Below are 4,722 nucleotides of genomic sequence, written 5' to 3'. Positions count from 1 at the left end.
GCCGGACACCCGGACGGGCGTCCGGCCGCACACCACGGAACCTGCTCGGTGACGGGGTGCGCCCCGGTCCCCTCCGGTGCCGTAACCTCGAATCCCGGAGCCCGCCGTTCTCGGGAGCTCGATCCACACTGATCCACACCTTGGGGATGCTCAGCGCATGACTGCGATTTCTCTCGGAATGCCGGACGTTCCGACCAAGCTCGCCGACCGACGGGTCAGCCGTCAGATCCAGGTCGGGTCGGTGGCGGTCGGTGGGGACGCACCGGTGTCGGTGCAGTCGATGACGACGACGCGTACGTCGGACATCGGCGCGACGTTGCAGCAGATCGCGGAGCTGACAGCGTCGGGTTGTCAGATCGTGCGGGTGGCGTGTCCCACGCAGGACGACGCGGACGCGTTGGCGACGATCGCGAGGAAGTCGCAGATCCCGGTGATCGCGGACATCCACTTCCAGCCGAAGTACGTGTTCGCGGCGATCGACGCGGGCTGTGCGGCGGTCCGGGTGAACCCGGGCAACATCAAGCAGTTCGACGACAAGGTCCGGGAGATCGCGAAGGCGGCGGGGGACGCGGGCACACCGATCCGTATCGGGGTGAACGCGGGCTCGCTGGACGCGCGACTGCTGAAGAAGTACGGCAAGGCGACGCCGGAGGCCCTGGTGGAGTCGGCGCTGTGGGAGGCGTCGCTGTTCGAGGAGCACGGCTTCCGGGACATCAAGATCTCGGTGAAGCACAACGACCCGGTCGTGATGGTGAACGCCTACCGTCAGCTGGCGGCCCAGAGCGACTATCCGCTGCACCTGGGTGTGACGGAGGCGGGTCCGGCGTTCCAGGGCACGATCAAGTCCGCGGTGGCGTTCGGTGCGCTCCTGTCGGAGGGGATCGGGGACACGATCCGGGTGTCGTTGTCGGCTCCTCCGGCGGAGGAGGTCAAGGTCGGTCTTCAGATCCTGGAGGCGCTGAATCTGAAGCAGCGGCGTCTGGAGATCGTCTCCTGCCCGTCCTGCGGGCGAGCGCAGGTGGATGTGTACAAGCTCGCGGACCAGGTGAGTGCGGGTCTGGAGGGCATGGAGGTCCCGCTGCGGGTCGCGGTGATGGGCTGTGTCGTGAACGGTCCGGGTGAGGCCCGTGAGGCCGATCTGGGAGTGGCGTCCGGCAACGGCAAGGGCCAGATCTTCGTGAAGGGCGAGGTCATCAAGACCGTCCCGGAGTCGAAGATCGTCGAGACCCTCATCGAGGAAGCCATGAAGATCGCGGAGCAGATGGAGAAGGACGGCATCGCCTCGGGCGAGCCCCAGGTCTCCATCGCCGGCTGACCTCCCGCCTTCCGCGCCCAGTGCCCCGCAGGCCGTGCCTGCGGGGCACAGCCGTGCGTTCCCCCGCCCACCGGCCCTTCCCCGTGCGGGGCGGCACCCCACAGCCTTGGCGGGTACAGTGCGGACATCAGTAGACCGTTTGGTGAGGCCCCAGTGTTGACGCAGACCACTACCCGGGTCCTCGACCCCGGCGAGCTCCCTGCCGCGCTCGCCATCCTCGAGAGCGAACCCGTGGACAACGCGTTCGTCACCTCCCGCGTCCAGGTCGCCGGGCTCGATCCGTGGCGACTCGGCGGCGAGATGTGGGGCTGGTACGCCGACGGCCGACTGCGCTCGCTCTGCTATTCCGGGGCCAACCTCGTGCCCATCTGCGCCACCCCCGAGGCCGTCAGGGCCTTCGCGGACCGCGCCCGGCGGGCCGGCCGCCGCTGCTCCTCGATCGTCGGCCCCGCAGGCCCCACGGCCCAGCTGTGGCGCCTGCTCGAACCCAGCTGGGGCCCCGCCCGTGAGGTCCGGCCCAACCAGCCGCTCATGGTGACCGAGCGCCCTTCGGCGGAGGTGGCACCCGACCCGCTCGTGCGCAGGGTCCGCAAGGAGGAGATGGACGTCCTCATGCCGGCCTGCGTGGCCATGTTCACCGAGGAGGTCGGCATCTCCCCGCTGGCCGGCGACGGCGGGCTCCTCTACCAGGCACGGGTCGCCGAACTGATCGCCACCCGCCGGTCCTTCGCCCGCATCGAGGACGGCAAGGTCCTCTTCAAGGCGGAGATCGGCGCGGCCACCCCCCACGCCTGCCAGATCCAGGGCGTCTGGGTCGCCCCCGAAGCCCGGGGCCGGGGACTCTCCGAAACGGGCATGGCGGCCGTCCTGCGCTACGCGCTCACCGACGTGGCACCGGTCGTCAGCCTGTACGTGAACGACTACAACACCGCCGCGCGCAGGGCCTACAGCCGCGTCGGCTTCCAGGAGACGGGCGCATTCATGAGCGTGCTGTTCTGACCGGACGGTACGGCCAGTAGGGTTCCCGCATGGCAGCAGCAACCCCCATGTCCCCCTGGGGCTCCGGGACCCCCGACATCGTGGTCGGACCGCTCGACCTCGCCGCCCGCGTCGACGAGGCGCTCGCCGTGCAGGCCCTCGCCTTCGGCCTCACCCAGGACGAGATCGACGTACGCCGCCATATCGTGCTGCGCCACCTAGACCACCCGCAGGCCCTCGCCTTCGGCGCCGTCGCGGCCGACGGGCGGCTCGTCGGATTCGTCTACGGGCTTCCGAACAACCGGACGCACTGGTGGTCCACCGTCGTCGAACCGTATCTGCGCGCCACCGGATCCGAGGGCTGGCTCGACGACTCGTTCGTGATCACCGAACTCCACGTCCACCCGGAGTTCCAGCAGCGCGGTATCGGCCGCAGCCTGATCACCACCATCACGGACGGCGTGGACCTGCCCCGGTCCATCCTCTCCGCGATCGACACCGACAGCCCCGCTCGCGGCCTCTACCGCGCCCTGGGCTACCAGGACCTGGCCCGGCAGGTGCTCTTCCCGAGCGCGCCCAAGCCGTACGCGGTGATGGGCGCGCCCCTTCCGCTGCGCCGCGGCTGAGACCGAATCGATTTCCGCCCGCGCGGGCCCCCCGGCTAACCTCGGGCTCACCACCCTTCCGAGCAGGAGTTCACCATGGCCCAGGTCCAGCGCATGTCCCGATTGATGATCAAGACACTGCGCGACGACCCGGCGGACGCCGAGACGCTCAACCACAAGCTCCTCGTCCGCGCCGGTTACGTACGCCGCACCGCGGCCGGCATCTGGTCGTGGCTGCCGCTCGGCAAGAAGGTCCTGGAGAACATCACCCGCGTCGTCCGCGAGGAGATGGACGCCATCGGCGGCCAGGAGGTACTGCTCCCCGCGCTGCTGCCCAAGGAGGCGTACGAGGCGAGCGGCCGGTACGACGAGTACGGCGACCTGCTGTTCAGGCTGAAGGACCGCAAGGGCGCCGACTACCTCCTCGGCCCCACCCACGAGGAGATCTTCACCCAGGTCGTCAAGGACATGTGCTCGTCCTACAAGGACCTGCCCGTGATCCTCTACCAGATCCAGACCAAGTACCGCGACGAGGCCCGCCCCCGCGCCGGTGTGCTGCGCGGCCGCGAGTTCCAGATGAAGGACTCGTACTCCTTCGACACCACCGACGAGGGCCTGGCCGAGGCGTACCAGCTGCACCGCGCCGCCTACATCCGGATCTTCGAGCGCCTCGGCCTCGACCACCGCATCGTCTCCGCCGTCTCCGGCGCCATGGGCGGCTCCGCCTCCGAGGAGTTCCTCGCCCCCGCGCCCGCCGGTGAGGACACCTTCGTCGACTGTCCGAACTGCGACTACGCCGCCAACACCGAGGCCGTGACGTACAAGGTCACGGCCGTCGCCGACGCCTCGGCGACCGGACCGGTCGAGGAGCTGGACACCCCCGACACCCCGACCATCGAGTCGCTCGCCGCCCACCTCGGCGTCCAGGCCTCCGCCACCCTGAAGAACCTCCTGGTCAAGGTCGACGGCGAGATCGTGGCCGTGGGCGTGCCCGGCGACCGCGAGGTCGACCTGGGCAAGCTCGGCGAGCACCTCGCCCCCGCGGTCGTCGAGCTCGTCACCGCCGAGGACTTCGTGGGCCGCCCCGACCTGGTGCGCGGCTACGTCGGCCCGCACGGCCTGGAGAAGGTCCGCTACATCGCCGACCCCCGCGTCGCCGCCGGCACCGCCTGGATCACCGGCGCGAACAAGGAGGGCACGCACGCGAAGAACGTCGTCGCGGGCCGCGACTTCGAGGTCGACGACTACCTCGACGTCGTCGTCGTCGAGGCGGGCGACCCCTGCCCCAACTGCGGCACCGGCCTCCAGGTGGACCGCGCCATCGAGATCGGTCACATCTTCCAGCTCGGCCGCAAGTACGCCGACATCTTCTCCCTCGACGTCCTCGGCCAGCAGGGCAAGCCGGTCCGCGTCACCATGGGCTCGTACGGCATCGGCGTCTCCCGCGCGGTGGCCGCCCTCGCCGAGCAGACCGCCGACGACAAGGGCCTGTGCTGGCCCCGCGAGATCGCCCCGGCCGACGTGCACGTCGTCGCCGCCGGCAAGGCGCTCCAGACCGAGCTGGCCCTCGAGGTCTCCGAGAAGCTGAACGCCGCCGGGCTGCGCGTCCTGGTCGACGACCGCCCGGGAGTCTCGCCGGGCGTCAAGTTCACCGACTCCGAGCTCATCGGTGTCCCGAAGATCCTTGTCGCCGGCCGCCGTTCGGCCGAGGGCGTCCTGGAGCTGAAGGACCGTCGCACGGGCGAGCGCGAGGAGCTCACCGTCGACGAGGCGATCGCCCGTCTGACCGACCAGGGCTGACCGGCCGGACAGCACAGAGGGCCC

The 4,722-nt window shown here is 70.2% G+C and carries 4 protein-coding genes; all 4 read left to right on the top strand.

Annotated elements, in window-relative coordinates; translation table 11 throughout:
- Positions 1–157 precede the first annotated feature (157 nt).
- The 4 genes from ispG to ACFWFI_RS41135 all read left to right on the top strand — a co-directional run bounded on the left by ispG (position 158) and on the right by ACFWFI_RS41135 (position 4,698).
- The gene (ispG, locus tag ACFWFI_RS41150; protein WP_387400840.1) at positions 158–1,315 is read left to right on the top strand and encodes a flavodoxin-dependent (E)-4-hydroxy-3-methylbut-2-enyl-diphosphate synthase; all 1,158 of its coding nucleotides are present in this window, start codon (positions 158–160) and stop codon (positions 1,313–1,315) included.
- A 153-nt stretch (positions 1,316–1,468) separates the two neighbouring features.
- Complete coding sequence (locus ACFWFI_RS41145; protein WP_387400838.1) at positions 1,469–2,314, top strand: GNAT family N-acetyltransferase; 846 nt, start codon at positions 1,469–1,471, stop codon at positions 2,312–2,314.
- A 29-nt stretch (positions 2,315–2,343) separates the two neighbouring features.
- Positions 2,344–2,919: a GNAT family N-acetyltransferase gene (locus ACFWFI_RS41140; protein WP_387400836.1), complete on the top strand. Its 576-nt coding sequence runs from the start codon at positions 2,344–2,346 to the stop codon at positions 2,917–2,919.
- Positions 2,920–2,994: 75 nt separating this feature from the next.
- Positions 2,995–4,698, top strand: coding sequence for a proline--tRNA ligase (locus tag ACFWFI_RS41135; RefSeq protein ID WP_387400834.1), 1,704 nt, complete (start codon positions 2,995–2,997; stop codon positions 4,696–4,698).
- The last annotated feature ends 24 nt before the right edge of the window (positions 4,699–4,722 follow it).

The organism is Streptomyces sp. NPDC060209 (genome assembly GCF_042728155.1).
Classification (GTDB): Bacteria; Actinomycetota; Actinomycetes; order Streptomycetales; family Streptomycetaceae; genus Streptomyces.
This window is presented reverse-complemented; position numbering and strand designations above follow the sequence as displayed.